At 40.8% G+C, this 16,492-nt stretch carries 12 protein-coding genes; 9 read left to right on the top strand and 3 right to left on the bottom strand.

Annotation, left to right across the window (positions count from 1 at the left end; all coding sequences use genetic code 11):
* Positions 1-59: 59 nt before the first annotated feature.
* Positions 60-662, top strand: a complete 603-nt coding sequence (locus tag VB733_RS07880; protein ID WP_323339525.1) for a chromophore lyase CpcT/CpeT — start codon at positions 60-62, stop codon at positions 660-662.
* A 115-nt stretch (positions 663-777) separates the two neighbouring features.
* Here the strand turns inward: VB733_RS07880 and VB733_RS07875 are convergent, their stop codons facing one another.
* Together VB733_RS07875 and hemF are read right to left on the bottom strand one after the other, a co-directional pair.
* Positions 778-1,143, bottom strand: coding sequence for an STAS domain-containing protein (locus tag VB733_RS07875; protein ID WP_096614520.1), 366 nt, complete (start codon positions 1,141-1,143; stop codon positions 778-780).
* Positions 1,144-1,410: 267 nt separating this feature from the next.
* A complete protein-coding gene (hemF, locus tag VB733_RS07870; protein WP_323339523.1) occupies positions 1,411-2,484 on the bottom strand; it encodes an oxygen-dependent coproporphyrinogen oxidase in 1,074 nt (357 codons plus the stop codon).
* A gap of 1,033 nt (positions 2,485-3,517) precedes the next feature.
* On the opposite strand from hemF, the gene VB733_RS07865 reads away from it, so the two are divergent.
* From VB733_RS07865 to VB733_RS07830, 8 genes are all read left to right on the top strand, one after another.
* Positions 3,518-4,042, top strand: a complete 525-nt coding sequence (locus tag VB733_RS07865) for a polyketide cyclase / dehydrase and lipid transport (protein WP_096614518.1) — start codon at positions 3,518-3,520, stop codon at positions 4,040-4,042.
* A gap of 221 nt (positions 4,043-4,263) precedes the next feature.
* Entirely contained in the window at positions 4,264-5,337 is a 1,074-nt protein-coding gene (locus tag VB733_RS07860) for an Mrp/NBP35 family ATP-binding protein (protein ID WP_323339522.1), read from the top strand.
* Between the two features lie 114 nt (positions 5,338-5,451).
* Positions 5,452-6,762 carry a rod shape-determining protein RodA gene (rodA, locus tag VB733_RS07855; protein WP_323339521.1) on the top strand — a complete coding sequence of 437 codons (1,311 nt, stop codon included), beginning with the start codon at positions 5,452-5,454 and terminating at the stop codon, positions 6,760-6,762.
* Between the two features lie 90 nt (positions 6,763-6,852).
* A complete protein-coding gene (locus VB733_RS07850) occupies positions 6,853-7,047 on the top strand; it encodes an NAD(P)H dehydrogenase subunit NdhS (protein WP_323339520.1) in 195 nt (64 codons plus the stop codon).
* Between the two features lie 82 nt (positions 7,048-7,129).
* Entirely contained in the window at positions 7,130-7,786 is a 657-nt protein-coding gene (locus VB733_RS07845) for an HAS-barrel domain-containing protein (protein ID WP_323339613.1), read from the top strand.
* 189 nt (positions 7,787-7,975) lie between these two features.
* The gene (locus tag VB733_RS07840; protein WP_323339519.1) at positions 7,976-10,111 is read left to right on the top strand and encodes a cation:proton antiporter; all 2,136 of its coding nucleotides are present in this window, start codon (positions 7,976-7,978) and stop codon (positions 10,109-10,111) included.
* Between the two features lie 416 nt (positions 10,112-10,527).
* Positions 10,528-11,490, top strand: a complete 963-nt coding sequence (locus tag VB733_RS07835; protein WP_323339518.1) for a UDP-glucuronic acid decarboxylase family protein — start codon at positions 10,528-10,530, stop codon at positions 11,488-11,490.
* A 110-nt stretch (positions 11,491-11,600) separates the two neighbouring features.
* Complete coding sequence (locus tag VB733_RS07830; RefSeq protein WP_323339517.1) at positions 11,601-12,986, top strand: UDP-glucose/GDP-mannose dehydrogenase family protein; 1,386 nt, start codon at positions 11,601-11,603, stop codon at positions 12,984-12,986.
* A gap of 171 nt (positions 12,987-13,157) precedes the next feature.
* Here the strand turns inward: VB733_RS07830 and VB733_RS07825 are convergent, their stop codons facing one another.
* Positions 13,158-16,271 carry a hypothetical protein gene (locus tag VB733_RS07825; protein WP_323339516.1) on the bottom strand — a complete coding sequence of 1,038 codons (3,114 nt, stop codon included), beginning with the start codon at positions 16,269-16,271 and terminating at the stop codon, positions 13,158-13,160.
* Positions 16,272-16,492 lie beyond the last annotated feature (221 nt).

Genomic DNA, 16,492 nt, shown 5'->3' with positions numbered 1-16,492 from the left:
AAAAAAACGAGATTTTGATTACTAGCCATAAGCAACTAAACTTAATAATACATCACAATATGCATCTTTCGCAGCAGCTACTATCCTTCGCCAACTACCTTGCAGGTGAATTTGATAATCGCGAACAGGCACTCGATAACCCTGTCTGGTATGTTCACTTGCGTTTATGGCAAATTCCCCTACCTATATTTTCCGAAGATAGCCTGACAATATTCGCCGAACAAGCAAATATACTCAAACTTGATCAACCCTACCGCCAGCGCATCATGCGACTGCGAGAAAATAATCATCCCGAAGCGCCATTACAAGTTCAATACTATATGCCAAAAGACCCACTTTCATTAGCTGGTGGAGGTTATAACCCAAGTTTATTAAAACACCTCTCACCAGAACAATTAGAATTACTACCAGGTTGCATTTTAAACGTTTCTGTTCGTGAACTGGCTACAAATCACTACCATTTTTTGGCTACGCCACCACCTCAAGCCTGTTGCACTTTCACTTACCAGGGGGACACAATCCAAGTCTCATTAGGGTTGGAAGTGACTCAAGAAGAATTAAAAACTTATGATAAAGGAATAGACCCAAATTCGGGAAAAGCTACTTGGGGAGCGATTTTAGGACCATATCGCTACACCAAGAGAAAGCAATTTAACTTTTAGTTAAACTTTTTGTCAAAAGAAGTTGTGAGCTTGTGGACTTGAATCAACAAAATTAAGGTTTGATGGAAATATTTGCAAAATTGGCAATTTTGTAGAGATCGCACACAGGTGGTACTTAGACTAAACTGCGAGGTACACCCTCTAAAGCCTCCTCTTCTGTCTCGAATATTTCAAATACAGTATCCATCATTGTCACCTCAAAAACTAACTTGGCTTCTGGATGAACATTACAGATTCGGAAACTACCTTTAACTTTATCAGCGTCCCGCATTCCTGCAACCAAGGAAGTTAAACCCGAACTATCAATAAAGTTAACTTGACCGAGATTGACGACTACATGACGACTCAGCTTAGAAATACATTCTTGTAACTTTAAGCGAAATTGCCAAGCTGTGGTAATGTCCAAACGACCTAATGGTGTCAGCACGATTACATCATTACCATCTTGGATGGCATAAATTTTTTGGTCAATGTGTATCATCACAGAATCCCCCCTTACCCTCTTAAGCTACTGAAGTTTGCATATAACTGATTGATTTTTGATAGCTACTAGCCATCAAAAAAAATACTTCACTAGTATTTTTTATAACCTGTATTTTTGACAGCATCCAGTTTTTCTAATTTATTTACTCACAATCCGTATAAATTTTACCCAATCTCCAAAAGATTTAGAAATATTTAGACACATTGAAGCTGTAGCCTGCAAAAACAAGCTACAGCTATTAATTCTGGTTTATACCCAGGGATTTTAGGTCTGACTTGGCGACCAGTTTGCCCAATCTTGGGGTTTGAGGAAGGTTTCGTATAGTTCGGCTTCGGGGGTATTAGGTTCGGGTTGGTACCCATATTCCCAACGTACCAAAGGAGGTAACGACATTAGGATTGATTCAGTCCGACCATTGGTTTGCAAGCCAAAAATTGTACCTCGGTCGTAAACCAGATTAAACTCAACATAACGACCACGACGATAAAGTTGGAAATTTCTTTCGCGATCGCCATACTCGATATTGCGTCGTTTTTCAACTATTGGCTCGTATGCAGGCAAAAATGCCCGACCACAATCTTGAATAAAAGCAAACAACTCTTCCCAACCGCGAGGTTCGATCGCTCCGAGTTTCTGACTATAGGTAGCAGCTTCACTATCAATACTGTAAGTTGGCGAAACGCTGTTATGGGCAGTTGGATACAATTCTCCTTGACCATTTTGATAATCAAAGAATAAACCACCAATTCCCCTTGTTTCTCCCCGGTGTTTTAAATAAAAGTATTCGTCACACCAACGCTTAAATACTGGGTAATATTCTGAATGATTTTTATCGCAGGCTTGTTTAAAAGTTTTATGAAAATGACTTGCATCTTCTGCAAAAGGATAGTAGGGAGTTAAGTCGGCACCACCACCAAACCACCAGACTGGACCCGCTTCAAAATAGCGATAATTCAAATGCACCGTGGGTATGTAGGGATTGCGTGGGTGTAACACCATTGATGTTCCCGTCGCATAAAAACGATGACCCGTTGCTTCTGGGCGCTGCACCAGAATCGATGGAGGCAAATGGTCGCCCCAAACTTCCGAAAAATTCACCCCAGCTTGCTCAAAGATTGCTCCATCACGTAAAACACGCGATCGCCCACCACCACCTTCAGGACGTTCCCAGCTATCTTCTTGAAATTTACCCGCACCGTCAACAACTTCCAAACTCTGAGTAATTTCGTCTTGTAACTGACGCATGAAAGCGCTGACTCGCTCTTTGGCATTTGCTGGTGGTAAAAATTTTGATGGTGCTTCTTCTTGCACAGTGGGGGATTGCGAGTTAATCAACATAAATTCCAGAACCTAAATTACAGTTTCCACCAATAAGGTTGTTAATCCGTTACGCAGGTGCAGCAGACGCGAAATCGTCATCAGCCACCCCACTTTGACCTCAATGTGTACAACCCAAACATTGACACACACAAAAAATAGTCGGTAAAAGCTATTTTCCCTTAAATTGTGTACGCACTTGTATACGATTTATTATTTTTAAACTTGCTTGCATGAAGGTTTAGTGATAAATATTTTAATTTTTCGGCAAAATCACTAATTTCCTCGACAATTTTAGCCCTATTCCTGGGTTGAGCTAATTCCTCTCAATCCTCTTATATCAGTGCTTCTAGCGGTCAGAGGGTTGGCTTGAACGATAAATCTGTAGCCATACTAAAGCTGCATTTACCCTATCTGGAAAGCCATTACTCACCATGAAGATGCTCGATGTAAAAATATACAAAATGAAACAAAAGTAAGAATTACTTAATTAATATTTGCAACGGGAATGGGAAGCAATTGTGATTGGGGTCAGTTCAGAGTTGAAAGAGCGAGATTGCAGAAGGTAGCACGGACGCTAATAGTAGATTACAAACATCTTTCCAGGAATCCCATATATTTTTAGCTTTTCACCCATCCAAAGCCCATCTGTTTGAGATAATCTGTAGACTTAGTTAGTAAAAATCTATATCCAGAATCATCCCTATCATCAAAATAATTAACATTTCCAACCAAAGGAGGAAGATGTCAAGATTTAAACAGCCTACTTTACGATCAAGAGACCTGTTTCTCAGCTTTCTACAAGCAAAATATTATAGTTTCTAGATCAATTTTAGATACATAATTTTAGCTTGCCAGAAATTATAGTGATTCCCAAAAACAATAAATGTAATACAGTCAGTTTCAAATTGTCGGAAGTACAGACAACAGAATAAACTCACAGATGCATGGTGGGAGGAAGCATACTTCACTCAAATAAAAACGCTGTATTGTTGATTCAACCAAAGTAGCCAAAAATAGTAGCCAAAAGTGTGTAGTGAGGGGGTTTGCGAAAATGCATAATTGTTTGTCCAAATTCATCCAGCGCAAAAGTCGTCGTGTTTGCGTTTCTCTGGTGCGAACCTATCGCGAAATTAGTTCCGCTTCAGTCGATGAACTTTGGCAAAAAGTAGTGGACATTGCGGATGTTTCTTGGCATCCCTTATTAAAAAGTACAAATGTTCCCTATGGTTTAGTACCAAAACCAGGATTAATATATCAAGCGGTAACACGGCTGTCACCAATTCCGATTCGGATATTTGTGGAGCGAGTAAATCCGAGAGAATTACTCAGTATTCGTATATTAGCAATTCCTGGTATAGAAGAGCGCATTATTTACAAAGTCGAATCAACGGTATGTGGTACCTGTTTATCCTACTCAGTCACTCTCAAAGGTTGGTTATCGCCAATTATCTGGTTATTATCGCGCCCGTACGCCGATCGCGTGGCACGTGCTTTAGTTGACGCAGTCGAAGAAACAGCCTTGAAAGCGGTATCTCGAAAAAGAAAATCCTTAAAAGATGGTTGTTTTGATTTTTAAGATTGACTAGTAACTGCTGGGGAATGGTTAGTGATTAACAAGTATTGATTGTGACAAATGTTCCTGACTAAGAACCCATACTCAATGACTAACCAGCAAATATAGTAATGTGCGATCGCTCGGAATCAGTCTCAAACCAAGCCGCAAACAGTTTAAGATGCAAATAGTGAAAAATTGCTGGAATGTAAACAAATCTTGCGGCAGTAAGATTGAAAACACTTATGAATAAAATTTTAGATTCTCAGTCGGTTCTCGAAGTTTTGCGACCAGTACAAGACCCCGAACTCCGCAAAAGTCTTGTGGAACTAAACATGATTCGCAACGTCCAAATAGATGACGGTGGCAATGTTAGCTTTACCTTAGTGCTAACAACTCCCGCTTGTCCGTTGCGCGAATTTATCGTTGAGGATTGCCAAAAAGCTGTAAAAACGCTACCAGGAGTAACTAATGTTGCTGTTGAAGTAACTGCGGAAACCCCACAGCAAAAGAGTGTTCCTGACCGCACCGGAGTTCCTGGAGTTAAAAATATTCTGGCAGTTTCTAGCGGTAAAGGTGGAGTCGGGAAAAGCACTGTTGCAGTCAACATTGCCGTCGCCCTCGCTCAGACAGGTGCGAAAGTTGGCTTGCTCGATGCCGATATTTATGGTCCCAACGACCCGACAATGCTCGGTTTATCCGACGCGCAACTTGTAGTTCACTCTAGCCCCAATGGCGAAATTTTAGAACCTGCCTTTAATCACGGTGTCAAATTAGTCTCAATGGCTTTTTTGATTGACAAAGACCAACCTGTAATTTGGCGTGGTCCGATGTTGAACGGGATTATTCGCAAATTTTTATACCAAGTAGACTGGGGAGAACTGGACTATTTAATCGTGGACATGCCTCCGGGAACGGGTGATGCTCAGTTAACTTTGACACAAGCAGTACCCATGGCAGGCGCAGTGATTGTAACTACACCACAAACAGTTTCCCTGTTAGATTCACGTAAAGGGTTGCGGATGTTCCAACAATTAAACGTGCCCGTCTTGGGAATAGTGGAAAATATGAGCTACTTTATTCCCCCTGACATGCCCGAAAAACAATACGATATCTTTGGTTCCGGAGGTGGTGCTAAGACCGCCCAGGAGTTAGGAGTAACATTGCTGGGAACTATACCCCTAGAAATATCTACGCGGATTGGTGGTGATAATGGTGTACCAATTGTAGTTGCAGACCCCGACTCTGCCAGTGCCAAAGCATTACGTGCGATCGCTCTCAATCTCGCTGGTAAAGTATCGGTTGCAGCGTTAGTCTAAAAATCAATTTTTCATTCTGGTTCTCAGGTGATACCTGGGAATACAGATTTTAGTGATGGCTAATTGGTGATAGCTAAATTTAATATATATAAAGCTCAAGTCTAAAATCGCACAATGTTATTAAAAAAGGCTTCGCGCCCCAATTCACGTTGGAATTACTGGCTTAAACCCTGGCAACAGGTTGATTGGTTATTATTTTTCTTAATCGTCGGGATTAGCTTCTTCGGCGGAATTATGATTCGGAGTACGGAGTTAGCCCAAGGATTAGTTGACTGGTGGTGGCATTTGCTGGTTGCTGGAATTGGTACTGTGATTGCCTTGGTGCTAGCCCGGATTCGCTACGAAAATTTCCTGCAATTCCACTGGTTTACCTATGGTTTGACTAACTTTAGTTTAATTGCCGTCATGCTCATTGGTAGTAAAGCCAAAGGGGCACAAAGGTGGATTAGCATCCTGGGGTTTAACGTGCAGCCATCGGAGTTTGCCAAAATCTTCATGATTATTACCTTGGCAGCTTTACTCCATAAAACAACAGCCTCCACTCTACCTGCGGTGTTTCGAGTATTGGCTTTTACGGTAGTTCCTTGGGCATTGGTATTTTTACAACCAGATTTGGCAACATCGCTAGTATTTGGGGCGATCGTTTTGGGAATGTTGTATTGGGCAAATGCCAATCCTGGTTGGTTGGTGCTGCTGATATCACCAATTATCGCTGCCATTTTATTTAGTATTCAATGGCCCTTTACTATTGCCTTTACCAAATATTTAGTTTTTGGTCCTTTAGGTTTAATTTGGGCAGTGGCAATGGGTATTGTCGGCTGGCAAACTTTACCTTGGCGGCGATATGGTTTGAGTGCGATTGGTGCTTGGGCACTGAATATGTTGGGCGGTGAAATTAGTATTTTCCTTTGGGATAACTTAAAGCCCTATCAAAAAAACCGACTCACATCATTCCTGAATCCCGATACTGATTTACTAGGAACCGGATATCACCAATATCAGTCAAGAATTGCAATCGGTGCTGGAGAATGGTTTGGCTGGGGTTTAAATAAAGGTCCAATGACGCAATTAAACTTCGTTCCCGAACAGCATACAGATTTTATCTTTTCCTCAGTTGGTGAAGAATTTGGCTTTATTGGTTGCTTGGTATTGCTGTTTGTGTTTGCTGTAGTCTGTCTACGACTGTTACATATTGCCCAAAATGCCAAAGATAATTTTGGTTCGCTCCTCGCAATTGGCGTGTTGTCAATGATTGTGTTCCAAGTAATTGTCAACGTTGGCATGAATGTGGGACTAGCACCCGTTGCAGGTATTCCTTTGCCGTGGATGAGTTATGGGCGATCGGCGATGCTAACTAACTTCATTTCCTTAGGGATTGTTGAATCTGTTGCCAATTATCGCAATCGCAAGAAATATTGGTCTTAGGGATGATGACTAATTACCCTTTACCTTAATGCCAAGAGATTACTAACAAGTATTAAGCTAGAGAAAAGGAAACTTATAAAGGTTCAAACCATGATTTTACCTGGAGCTACAGTTCGTGTCAAAAATCCCGCCGATACCTACTACCGCTTTGAAGGACTTGTCCAACGGGTGAGTGATGGCAAAGTTGCAGTCTTGTTTGAAGGCGGCAATTGGGATAAATTAATTACTTTCCGCCTATCGGAATTAGAAGCTGTTGAAGCGGCAACACGCAAAAAAGGTAAATAAATTTTAGTAACAAGTTAGGAGTTAGGAGTCAATGATTTCTGGACTCACAACTCATAACTCACAACTCTTAACTTCGATAGTTATGCGCCTTCCTTTACCACAGTTTGATAGTCGCGATCGCCATCCTCATCACATTGCAGAGGTGATTGAGACTGCAACCAGCGAGTTTTTAGCTCAATGTCTCGAGCCCGATGACTTGAGCTTTCCCTCAATGCCCCCTTTCGGTAGCTGGATCCAGTCACAAGATGAGGAATCAGGCAACCAAGTTTATGCGGTAGTCTACCACGCTACGACTTCACCCATTGACTCTGTACACCGAGCAAGAGCTTTGGGAATGTCACTTGCTGACTTACGCGAAGAACAACCCCAAATCTTTGCAATGCTCAAAACTGAATTTCGGGCTGCTATTGTCGGATTTGAGACATCAGCCAGTCATGCCTCTTTCCCCAATAAAATGTATCAATATCTACCACCACGTCCACCGCAAATTCACCAAGCAGTTTATCGGTGCGAAGCCAAAAACATAGTTAAGTTTACGGAGGAACTAGATTTTTTACGTACTTTACTTTCTCTCAGTAGCGCCCCCGTTGAGTCATTGATTGCAGCAGCAATCCGTGAAGTCTACCAACTACGTCAAGCTGACCGCGATTGGCTTATCCAAGCCGGGAGAACTTTGAGTATACTTTTAAAAGATGATTATGACCGCCTGCGGTTTATACTGAGTCAAATTCACCCATAGGTAGTAAATTCTCCTAAAGAATACATAGATATATCATCAAGATTAATTGTTAGTATTTTTGTATTATATTTTTATATTTTTGTTCAGAATGACGATTTTTCCCAAGTAAAGTGGCGTAAAGTCCAGTGCTTCTACACGTCTTATAGCTTTTTGCCCAGTCGTGCCCCAATGTCCCCCCCCAACCTACCTATGGAACTTATCTCTCACGTACTTGCTTTAGAGCCAACAGCAAACGTTCTCAGCAAAGAGCCAATTGTTCCCTTGGCGATTTTACTGGTAGTCATATTAGTTGTACCAACAATATTTGCAAGATTACGACTACCGGGAATGGTGGGTTTATTAATCGCAGGGGTAATACTCGGACCACGTGGATGGAATCTACTAAATTCCGATTTGGTGATGATGAAAGTGCTATCGGAGATTGGTTTAGTTTATTTGATGTTCGTTGCTGGACTGGAAATAGATATTAATCAGTTTCGTCACACCACGAATCGTTCCTTGGGTTTTGGGAGTTTTACATTTGGAGTTCCTCTCATTGTTGGTACTTTCGTGGGACGGATGTTTGGGTTTGATTGGAATGCCGCAATATTAATTGGCTCTTTATTTGCTTCCCATACGTTACTGGCATATCCAATTATTAATCGTCTGGGGGTGGTGAATAACGAGGCTGTAATAGTCACAATCGGCGCTACTGTTTTTACTGATATCAGTGCATTATTGTTGCTCGCAGTTTGTATCGCTGTGCACACAGCCCACTTAAATCCTTCCAGTTTAATGATTCTATTAGGCTGTTTGACAATATACGCAACAGTAGTATTAGTTGGGTTCGATTGGGCTGGGAAGGAATTTTTGAGAAGATCAGGAGAAGAGGAAGGGAATCAATTTTTGTTTGTGCTTTTGGCTGTTTTTCTAGCTGCTGTGGGGGCACAATTAATTGGCATAGAGAAAATTGTTGGAGCTTTTTTGGCGGGATTGGCAGTCAATGAAACCTTAGGGGAAGGACCAGTTAAAGAAAAGGTCGTATTTGTTGGTAATGTTTTATTTATCCCCATTTTCTTTGTGAATTTAGGATTGTTAGTTAATCTCACTGCACTTACCCGAAATATCAGCGCCTTGCAATTAACTTTGTTTATTGTTGCCGGATTGGTACTGAGTAAATTCATCGCAGCATTATTGGCAAAATTAATTTATCACTACAACTGGCAGGAAGTGATGACAATGTGGTCACTTTCAATACCGCAAGTGGGAGCCACATTAGCCGCAACCTTGGTTGGATATCGAACTGGTTTAGTCTCAGAAACTTTACTCACAAGCATTATTATCTTAATGCTGGTGACTTCGACTTTAGGACCTTTGATTACTAGTCGGGTTGCAGTCGGTTTAAATTCATCGCTGACTCAAATCCCCACCTCCGTCAAGTCAGTGTTATATCCATCACTAAGTCCAGGCAAAAATCAATATACAATTGTCGTACCCATCTATAATCCTCAAACCCAGCAATATTTAATTGAAATGGCAGCATTGCTGGCAAAACAAGGAAACGGTAAAATTATACCTCTGGCGATCGCCACTGCTGCGGCACATATGGACGCACCGCAGTTAGAAGCATCACTACAGCGTAGTGAGCGACTATTAATCAAAGCTAATGCATTGTCAAGAGTATTAAGTGTCAATTCTGAGTCATTGTTGCGTATCGATGATGCTTTTGCCCCAGGAATATGTCGAGCAGCACGGGAGCAACGAGCCAGCTTAATTGTCATGGGATGGGGAAAACGCACGGGATTGTGGGCAAGATTATTTGGTAATGTTATTGATAGTGTGCTTTGGTCATCCCACTGTCCAGTCGCTGTCACCAGACTCGTGGAATCTCCGAAGAAAATCCAGCGTATTTTAGTACCCATAGAAAACTTAACGTCACCAACGTTGCAACCTGTACATTTTGCCCAAATTCTTGCAGAGGCGAATCAAGCACAGGTGACAGTGTTAAATGTCTGCGAACGACGCACCAGTTCGAGTAAAATCGCTGCTAAACGTTCTCAACTCAGGTTATTAGTATCAAAATTAGCACCATTAAATCCACCAGATATTCAAATCATCGCCCACGACAACGTCACTCAAGCAATTCTGCAAGCCGCAAGACTTTACGATCTAGTTGTGTTACCCTTCATTCGCAACAGAACCATACCAGGTGGCTTGGCAATTAGCGATGTGACAACCCAACTTGCCAGACAACTGAGTTGTTCTATAGTTATGCTGGGAGAACCCCAACGCGGACAACCTGTAGCCCTGGCGACTGGAGTTGCAAATACTACTGCTATTGTTTAAGTACAATATCTTCCCAAAACTATTCACCTTGGGAATAAGGTGATTTGCGAAAAAGAAATGTTTCTCCGCCTATATACATCAAATTTAACAATATTTATTACGTATTTTCCTTATTTGTAAACCACTTTTTGGTATTGATACCACGATTTCAGCATGTAGTTTAAAAAATTCCTAAAGTTTAAAGATTTTGTAAATCTTTAAAATAACTTCATATTGGGTCAACAATAATTTGTTATTTTGCTAATGGCATTTACCAAAACTCAATAGTGACCGTGTAGCTAAAATAGTAAGTGTTTGTTTACTATTTCCAAAAAGTTACTGGCAAAGTATATTTTTGATGAATTTTTGATTGAAGGCTGGGTACTCTAGTAACAAGCGCAACTGCGATTGCAAATATCTCTAAACGTAGGAAAAGTATGAGAATTTTGGTGACGGGCGGAGCTGGGTTTCTTGGTTCCCATCTTATCGATAGATTAATGACTGCTGGACATGAAGTCATTTGTTTGGATAACTTTTATACGGGTAACAAGCGCAATATCCTGCAATGGATAGGTCATCCGTACTTTGAACTCATCCGCCACGACATCACAGAGCCGATTCGCTTAGAAGTTGACCAAATATACCATTTAGCTTGCCCAGCATCCCCCGTACATTATCAGTACAACCCGGTAAAAACGGTGAAGACAAATGTTATGGGAACCCTAAACATGTTGGGCTTGGCAAAGCGTGTCAAAGCAAGATTCTTTTTAGCATCTACTAGTGAAGTATATGGCGACCCGGATATTCATCCCCAGCATGAAGAATATCGGGGTAATGTCAATCCAATTGGCTTGCGGGCTTGCTATGACGAAGGTAAGCGGATTGCTGAAACTTTGGCATTTGATTATTATCGCCAGAACAAAGTAGATATTAGGGTGGTTCGCATTTTTAATACTTACGGTCCGCGAATGCTGGAAAATGATGGTCGGGTCGTCAGTAATTTTATTGTTCAGGCTTTGCAGGGTAAACCCCTAACTGTATATGGAGATGGTTCGCAAACCCGTAGTTTTTGCTACGCTTCCGACTTAATCGAAGGATTTATTCGATTAATGAATAGCGATTACGTTGGTCCTGTCAATATTGGTAATCCTGGTGAGTATACGATTTTGCAACTGGCAGAAGCTGTGAGAGATATGGTGAATCCGGGTGCAGAGATTAATTTTGAACCTCTGCCTGCTGATGATCCTCGTCGTCGCCGCCCCGATATCACCAAAGCCAAAACATTGTTAAATTGGGAACCTACTATTCCTTTACGAGAAGGATTAAAACTGACCATCGAAGATTTCCGCGATCGCATGAACAAGAATACTGATTCGGCAATTCTTAGCAGTCGCAGTTAGTAAAGACCTGTCGCTGGGAATCATAATATTGGCGATTGAACAGGTGACAAATCTCTTGATGATTTGTCTGATTTGATACTACCCCTTTTGTAGAGCGAGGATTGGAACGAATGCGTGTTTGTGTAATTGGAACTGGTTATGTTGGCTTGGTAACAGGTGCTTGCTTGGCACATATTGGACATGATGTTATTTGTATTGATAACAACGAAGAAAAAGTCAAAATCATGAAAGCTGGGCAGTCGCCGATTTTCGAGCCGGGACTATCAGAAATCATGCAGTCGGCAATTCAATCGGGAAAAATTGAATTTTCGACTGATATTGCTGCGGGTGTTGCCCACGGCGAAATCTTATTTATTGCGGTGGGAACTCCACCACTACCTACAGGTGAAAGCGATACACGTTATGTTGAAGCTGTTGCTCGTAGTATTGGTGCCAATCTTAAGGGTGGTTATAAAGTTATTGTGAATAAATCGACAGTACCCATCGGTTCCGGTGACTGGGTGCGGATGATTGTACTGGATGGTATTGCTGAACGCCAAAAACAATTGGTGACAGCAGGTAGTGCCCCCGCAGAACGTTTACCTGAATCCCCTGAATTTGATGTCGTCAGTAACCCCGAATTCTTACGTGAAGGTTCGGCTGTATATGATACATTTAATCCCGATCGCATTGTCTTGGGTGGCAATAGCAAAAGAGCGATCGCATTAATGCAGGAATTATATGCACCGATTGTTGAGCGCCAGTTTGCGGAAGATAAATCTTTACCTGCTGTACCTGTACTGGCAACTGATCTGAGTTCGGCAGAAATGATTAAATATGCCGCTAATGCTTTCTTAGCAACCAAGATCAGTTTTATTAACGAAGTTGCTAACATTTGCGATCGTGTTGGTGCTGATGTCACTCAAGTGGCTAAAGGTATTGGCTTGGATTCCCGTATTGGTGGCAAATTCCTCAATGCTGGTATTGGCTGGGGTGGTTCCTGCTTTCCCAAAGATGTATCTGCGTTGGTACATACAGCCGATGACTACGGTTATGAAGCGCAATTACTCAAAGCAGCTGTTAGTGTTAACGAACGTCAGCGCTTAATTGCTCTGGAAAAACTTCAGCAAGCATTGAAAATTCTCAAGGGTAAAACTGTTGGTTTATTGGGTTTAACCTTTAAACCAGATACCGACGATTTACGCGATGCACCTGCACTGAATCTCATTGAACAACTTAACCGTTTGGGTGCAAAAGTCAAAGCATACGACCCCATTATCTCCCAAACTGGAATGCGCCACGGTCTTTCTGGTGTGTTGGTGGAAACTGATGCTGAACGTTTGGCTGATGGTTGTGATGCTTTGGTATTAGTCACCGAGTGGGATCAGTTCAAAAACCTAGATTATGCAAAAATGGCTCAATTTATGAGCCATCCTGTAATTATTGATGGTCGTAACTTCCTGAATCCTGAAACAATGCAAAAAGCTGGCTTCCAATATATTGGGGTTGGTCGATAGTCAATAATGTGGGGGCGCGATACATCGCGTCCGTTAGCTAACTAGTTAAGAAATATAACAACGTCATGCCGCTAATTTTTTGATTGGCGGCATTATTCATCACTTAAAAAAATTAACAATATACTATTCGTCGAACTCACGTTAGTTTACTTCCCGGAGGGGCACTCAATGTTAGATGCTAAGGAAATTAGCCGACTTATCTAAGTTCGATACAGTCATATTTTTCACAATCGCTAAATTTAGATTCCCAGCTTTAATTAAAGTATCGCTACCTTGTTGTGTAAATGTGAGCGAAGCATATCCCCAACCACCAGCACAACCAAATATATCTTCCCCAAGTGTAAAATCTTGAATGGTATCTGTACCTTGGTCAGTTGCATTCAAAACAAAAGTATCATTACCAGCACCACCCCAAATGGTGTCATTACCAGCACCACCCCAAATGGTGTCATTACCATCATTGCCATACAACGTGTCATTACCCCAACCACCATAAATGGTGTCATCGCCAGCATTACCTTGAATAATGTCATCAAACGTAAAGCCATTTACTAACGCATAACTTGGCATATTGGGCAAATCACCGTAGAGAATATCATTTCCTGCTCCACCAATAATGCGGTCATTACCCAAACCACCATAGATAGTATCATCACCAGCTAAACCATCAATGCGATCGCTCCCATCGGTTCCCATGAGAATATCAGGATTAGGTGTAGGAAGTGCAATATTGTTATTTGTCGGATTGGTTGTGACAAAATTAATAGCACCACTAGTAACCGTTATTTTAAAGGTTTTGGCTTGCGAAATTCCACCCTCACTATCTCCGGCTTGAACCTGAAAATCTATGGTTTTACTACCATTACCAGTAATATTGCTCGCTAAAGTGTAAGTTAAGTCACCATTGGTATTAATTGTTGGAGTTTCGGTAAAGAAACTAGAGTCTGATGGGTTGACTAAGCTAACCATATATCCAGTATTAGTTTGTGTTTCGTTTACACCAGGGTTAAAATTGTAAGCCCAACCTTGGATAGTTCTTGTCACTATTTGACCAGAAATTGCTCTGACGCTTTGATTTCCACCAATAGAGAAAGTAGGAGCATCGTTAATGGGATTCACATTGATTGATATTGCTTTTGGGGTACTTGGAGTTACCCCATCAGTAGCAGTAATCGAGAGAGTGTCATTACCAAAAAAGTCTTGATTGCCTTTATAAACAAGTCCGTTCGTCGCAGCCAAGGTAGTATTGATTTGGCTCAGAGTACCTGTTAGCGTGACATTATTTGTACCATTGTTAATAATATTACCTGCTGTAACACCACCGGAAACGGTACTATTTAGTGTTAAATTTCCTTGAGAAGCCAATAAAGTTACAGAAATATCACTACTTCCCGCATCTACATCGTCAATACGGAGGTTGGGAATTACAAAAGATTCATCTTCATTAACTGATACAGCAGAAAGTGTATCGTAAGTAGTAACAGCCACCTTTCCTAAATCAATATTTGCTCTCGCAGAAGGTGTATTATCGCCAAAAAAGATAAAGTTTGGGTTTTCGTAAACATCAAGTAGTCCATTGGGAACAGCACTATAATCCCGTAATTTACCACTGAGGATAGCATTACCATTGGCAAACAAAGTATAAGTATCACCTAGCACCGTCAAGTCATAGCTAACTAAACTAGTGGTGGTATAACTTACACCTTCAGCTTGAGTAAAGAGAGTACGATAATTGCTGGCTGGGGCTGTATCTGGTTCTAGAGAAGGGTTTTTTTGCGTAGTACCATCATCTTGTGCCCAAATCCGGTCTTTCCAGAAACCAAGTTCAATACCATATTTACCATCACTGCTGATAGCAATAACACTAAATCCTGCCCTATCATCCTTACCATCGTTATTTTTGTTAGCCGTTGTAGTTCGTGCTTCATCTGTAACTTTGGCACTGAAACTGATGGTATAACCTGTTGTGCGATCGAGTACAAATGAAGAAGAATTAGTTGTTCCCAAGTAGTTAGAAAATCCTGCCTGGAAGTTAAAATCTGCTGATGTATTTAAGGTTGTAACACCACCACTAATAGTTGTCACGCCCGATCCAAAGTATTTTAAATCTTGGTTTTGCGGTAGTGTTCCTAAAGCCCCATCGTACAAAATTGTGGTTGTACCAACAAGAGGTGCATCATTATTACTTGCGACTTGAATTGTCTTTGTAACTGTTGTACTAATACCACCACTACCATCATTCAAAATAAATTCAAGAGTGCGGTTAGGTGTTAAAGGATTTTGAGAAGTATTTGTATAAGTAATATTACGTAATAAAGCCTGAGTTGCTTCCGGAGTTGCATTAGCGTTTAGGTTAATGACTAAATTTTCAGTTCCGATACCACCACTGAAGCTAGCAATCTTGTCACTACCGTAGTAAATTTCCTTACCATCAAGATTGATTTGACTTGTTCCAGTACCCTCGTTGCGAATACCTAAACGGTCATCAGCAGTACCACCCGCAGTAAAACGAACGATAAGTTTACCAGCACTAAAATTAGGCGAATCAGTATCTGTAACTGTGGCGTTAGCATCAAGAATTATATTTTCAAGCTGATTTCCGGTATTTTCCACATAAGAAATAGTTGCCGCACCAGGTAAAGTCACAACTGGAGGATTACTATTACTTTCAACAGGAGTATAAGTCAGTTGAAAATCATCAATCCCAAAGCTATCTCGACTACCACTACCTGTACTTGCAGATAGTGCAGATATTCTGATTTGAACTTGATTTGACTGGTTGTTAATATCAGTGCCGAAATTTGAAAAATTTAAAGTCGAAGAGCCAAATGTACCTGGGTCTGAATAAGTTCCAAGAATATTGAAACTGTCAGAATTTCCAATTCGATAATCAATTGTCCAAGTTGTAGAACGATCTTGAACACTCAGCATCTGAGCTTTGAAAGAAAGCCCAAAATTCTGGAATCCAATTGTATTATCAAGAGTTAACACAAAGGATGCTCCAGGGTCTCCAAAACTACCTGTCTGACGGATACCTAATGCTCTGTCTGTAGCTGAATTTTGAACTGATGGTGAAGAATTTGATGTAAGACCACTGTCATTTGCTGCAAAATTTTTAAAAGCACCTGCTGTGTCTGCCCAAGTCACAGTTGCCGTTGTCCAACTACCTAGAGTTCCAACAGTTGTAGTATTTGCACCTGTATATACCAACCAGCCAGAAGGTAGACCAGAGATAATACCATCAAAATTTTCGTCGTATTGTGTACCAGTTAAAATTATCGACATATATAAAAATTTTTCTATTATTGTGATTAAAACTAAGTAGAAATATACCTATTTTGCTAAATCAACAAATCTAAAGCGTTCATTGTGTTACTGAAATTTGATAGTGCATCTATATTTCAGCGCTTATTAAATGAAGAAAATTTATCTCTTGTTAAGATAAATAGACTTTCATAAAATTATGAAACCATTCATTTCTAATTGATTCATATCAATAAGAAGAA

Origin of the sequence: Calothrix sp. UHCC 0171, assembly GCF_034931845.1 — a bacterium.
Classification (GTDB): Bacteria; Cyanobacteriota; Cyanobacteriia; order Cyanobacteriales; family Nostocaceae; genus Brunnivagina.
Note: the sequence above shows the minus strand (reverse complement) of the source record. Positions and strands in the feature narration are given on the sequence as shown.

Excerpts from the sequence above, each read along its gene's own strand:
- hemF (WP_323339523.1), bottom strand. The coding sequence starts at position 2,484 with ATGTTGATTAACTCGCAATCCCCCACTGTGCAAGAAGAAGCACCATCA.
- VB733_RS07835 (WP_323339518.1), top strand. The coding sequence starts at position 10,528 with ATGAGAATTTTGGTGACGGGCGGAGCTGGGTTTCTTGGTTCCCATCTT.
- rodA (WP_323339521.1), top strand. The coding sequence starts at position 5,452 with ATGTTATTAAAAAAGGCTTCGCGCCCCAATTCACGTTGGAATTACTGG.
- VB733_RS07875 (WP_096614520.1), bottom strand. The coding sequence starts at position 1,143 with ATGATACACATTGACCAAAAAATTTATGCCATCCAAGATGGTAATGAT.
- VB733_RS07840 (WP_323339519.1), top strand. The coding sequence starts at position 7,976 with ATGGAACTTATCTCTCACGTACTTGCTTTAGAGCCAACAGCAAACGTT.
- VB733_RS07860 (WP_323339522.1), top strand. The coding sequence starts at position 4,264 with ATGAATAAAATTTTAGATTCTCAGTCGGTTCTCGAAGTTTTGCGACCA.
- VB733_RS07880 (WP_323339525.1), top strand. The coding sequence starts at position 60 with ATGCATCTTTCGCAGCAGCTACTATCCTTCGCCAACTACCTTGCAGGT.
- VB733_RS07825 (WP_323339516.1), bottom strand. The coding sequence starts at position 16,271 with ATGTCGATAATTTTAACTGGTACACAATACGACGAAAATTTTGATGGT.
- VB733_RS07865 (WP_096614518.1), top strand. The coding sequence starts at position 3,518 with ATGCATAATTGTTTGTCCAAATTCATCCAGCGCAAAAGTCGTCGTGTT.
- VB733_RS07850 (WP_323339520.1), top strand. The coding sequence starts at position 6,853 with ATGATTTTACCTGGAGCTACAGTTCGTGTCAAAAATCCCGCCGATACC.
- VB733_RS07845 (WP_323339613.1), top strand. The coding sequence starts at position 7,130 with ATGCGCCTTCCTTTACCACAGTTTGATAGTCGCGATCGCCATCCTCAT.
- VB733_RS07830 (WP_323339517.1), top strand. The coding sequence starts at position 11,601 with ATGCGTGTTTGTGTAATTGGAACTGGTTATGTTGGCTTGGTAACAGGT.